The sequence below is a fragment of the Xenorhabdus sp. KJ12.1 genome (assembly GCF_963876495.1).
Classification (GTDB): Bacteria; Pseudomonadota; Gammaproteobacteria; order Enterobacterales; family Enterobacteriaceae; genus Xenorhabdus; species Xenorhabdus stockiae.
On record NZ_CAWNQH010000066.1, the window covers coordinates 73,247 to 76,481 of the forward strand.

Consider the following 3,235-nt stretch of genomic DNA (forward strand, 5'->3'; position numbering starts at 1 on the left):
CCTACTCTCACATGGGGAGACCCCACACTACCATCGGCGCTACGGCGTTTCACTGCTGAGTTCGGCATGGGGTCAGGTGGGACCACCGCGCTATTGCCGCCAGACAAATCCTGTTTTCAATCCCGAACAAGCTGTCTGACCGTCTTCTTTCGGTCATGTTTTTTCTCTGAAACGCTGTCTTTGCTCTCAATCCCCGCAAAACACCTTCGGTGTTGTCAGGTTAAGCCGCACGGTTCATTAGTACTGGTTAGCTCAACGTCTCGCAACGCTTACACACCCAGCCTATCTACGTCCTCGTCTCGAACGTTCCTTCAGGACTCTCTAGGAGTCAGGGAAGACTCATCTCAAGGCAAGTTTCCCGCTTAGATGCTTTCAGCGGTTATCTCTTCCGCACTTAGCTACCGGGCAGTGCCATTGGCATGACAACCCGAACACCAGTGGTGCGTCCACTCCGGTCCTCTCGTACTAGGAGCAGCCCCTTTCAATCTTCCAACGCCCACGGCAGATAGGGACCGAACTGTCTCACGACGTTCTAAACCCAGCTCGCGTACCACTTTAAACGGCGAACAGCCGTACCCTTGGGACCTACTTCAGCCCCAGGATGTGATGAGCCGACATCGAGGTGCCAAACACCGCCGTCGATATGAACTCTTGGGCGGTATCAGCCTGTTATCCCCGGAGTACCTTTTATCCGTTGAGCGATGGCCCTTCCATTCAGAACCACCGGATCACTAAGACCTACTTTCGTACCTGCTCGCGCCGTCACGCTCGCAGTCAAGCTAGCTTATGCCTTTGCACTAACCTCACGATGTCCGACCGTGATTAGCTAACCTTCGTGCTCCTCCGTTACGCTTTGGGAGGAGACCGCCCCAGTCAAACTACCCACCAGACACTGTCCGCAACCCGGATAACGGGCCTACGTTAGAACACCAGCCATTAAAGGGTGGTATTTCAAGGATGGCTCCATGCAGACTGGCGTCCACACTTCTTAGCCTCCCACCTATCCTACACATCAAGGACCAGTGTTCAGTGTCAAGCTATAGTAAAGGTTCACGGGGTCTTTCCGTCTTGCCGCGGGTACACTGCATCTTCACAGCGAGTTCAATTTCACTGAGTCTCGGGTGGAGACAGCCTGGCCATCATTACGCCATTCGTGCAGGTCGGAACTTACCCGACAAGGAATTTCGCTACCTTAGGACCGTTATAGTTACGGCCGCCGTTTACTGGGGCTTCGATCAAGAGCTTCTCCTTACGGATAACCCCATCAATTAACCTTCCAGCACCGGGCAGGCGTCACACCGTATACGTCCACTTTCGTGTTTGCACAGTGCTGTGTTTTTATTAAACAGTTGCAGCCAGCTGGTATCTGCGACTGGCTTCAGCTCCGGGAGCAAGTCCCTTCACCTAACGCCAGCGTGCCTTCTCCCGAAGTTACGGCACCATTTTGCCTAGTTCCTTCACCCGAGTTCTCTCAAGCGCCTGAGTATTCTCTACCTGACCACCTGTGTCGGTTTGGGGTACGATTCAATGTTACCTGGAGCTTAGAGGCTTTTCCTGGAAGCCGGGCATCTGTCACTTCAGCACCGTAGTGCCTCGTCATCACGCCTCAGTGTTATACAGCGGTCCGGATTTACCAAGACTGCCCACCTACACGCTTAAACCGGGACGACCGTCGCCCGGATGACATAGCCTTCTCCGTCCCCCCTTCGCAGTAACACCAAGTACAGGAATATTAACCTGTTTCCCATCGACTACGCTTTTCAGCCTCGCCTTAGGGGTCGACTCACCCTGCCCCGATTAACGTTGGACAGGAACCCTTGGTCTTCCGGCGTGCGGGTTTTTCACCCGCATTATCGTTACTTATGTCAGCATTCGCACTTCTGATACCTCCAGCAGCCCTCACAGGCCACCTTCAACGGCTTACAGAACGCTCCCCTACCCAACAACACTTACGTGTCGCTGCCGCAGCTTCGGTGCATGGTTTAGCCCCGTTACATCTTCCGCGCAGGCCGACTCGACCAGTGAGCTATTACGCTTTCTTTAAATGATGGCTGCTTCTAAGCCAACATCCTGGCTGTCTGAGCCTTCCCACTTCGTTTCCCACTTAACCATGACTTGGGGACCTTAGCTGGCGGTCTGGGTTGTTTCCCTCTTCACGACGGACGTTAGCACCCGCCGTGTGTCTCCCGTGATAACATTCTTCGGTATTCGCAGTTTGCATCGGGTTGGTAAGTCGGGATGACCCCCTAGCCGAAACAGTGCTCTACCCCCGAAGATGAATTCACGAGGCGCTACCTAAATAGCTTTCGGGGAGAACCAGCTATCTCCCGGTTTGATTGGCCTTTCACCCCCAGCCACAAGTCATCCGCTAATTTTTCAACATTAGTCGGTTCGGTCCTCCAGTTAGTGTTACCCAACCTTCAACCTGCCCATGGCTAGATCACCGGGTTTCGGGTCTATACCCTGCAACTTAACGCCCAGTTAAGACTCGGTTTCCCTGCGGCTCCCCTATACGGTTAACCTTGCTACAGAATATAAGTCGCTGACCCATTATACAAAAGGTACGCAGTCACACCCCAAAGGGTGCTCCCACTGCTTGTACGTACACGGTTTCAGGTTCTCTTTCACTCCCCTCGCCGGGGTTCTTTTCGCCTTTCCCTCACGGTACTGGTTCACTATCGGTCAGTCAGGAGTATTTAGCCTTGGAGGATGGTCCCCCCATATTCAGACAGGATACCACGTGTCCCGCCCTACTCATCGAACTCCCACTGCCAGCGTTTTCAGATACGGGGCTATCACCCTTTACTGCCGGCCTTTCCAGACCGTTCTCCTGACGCTGACACTGATGTTAGTTCTGGGCTCCTCCCCGTTCGCTCGCCGCTACTGGGGGAATCTCGGTTGATTTCTTTTCCTCGGGGTACTGAGATGTTTCAGTTCCCCCGGTTCGCCTCCTGACCCTATGAATTCAGGTCAGGATAGTGCAACGGATTGCACTGGGTTTCCCCATTCGGGTATCGCCGGGTCTTGCGGGTCATATCCCCTTCCCGGCGCTTATCGCAGATTAGCACGCCCTTCATCGCCTCTGACTGCCTAGGCATCCACCGTGTACGCTTAGTCGCTTAACCTCACAACCCGAAGGTGTCTTCGGATGCGAGTTTTTGAGAGACTCATCAGTCACTGTTACACAGTGCTGATTGTTTCAAATTTTCAGCTTGTTCCAGATTGTTAAAGAGCA

2 rRNA genes are annotated in these 3,235 nt (G+C 53.6%); both read right to left on the reverse strand.

The features are described 5' to 3' along the window. Positions 1-104 (reverse strand): 5S ribosomal RNA (gene rrf, locus AACS92_RS21865). Positions 105-216: 112 nt separating this feature from the next. After that, positions 217-3,125: ribosomal RNA gene (locus AACS92_RS21870) — 23S ribosomal RNA — on the reverse strand. Between the last annotated feature and the right edge of the window lie 110 nt (positions 3,126-3,235).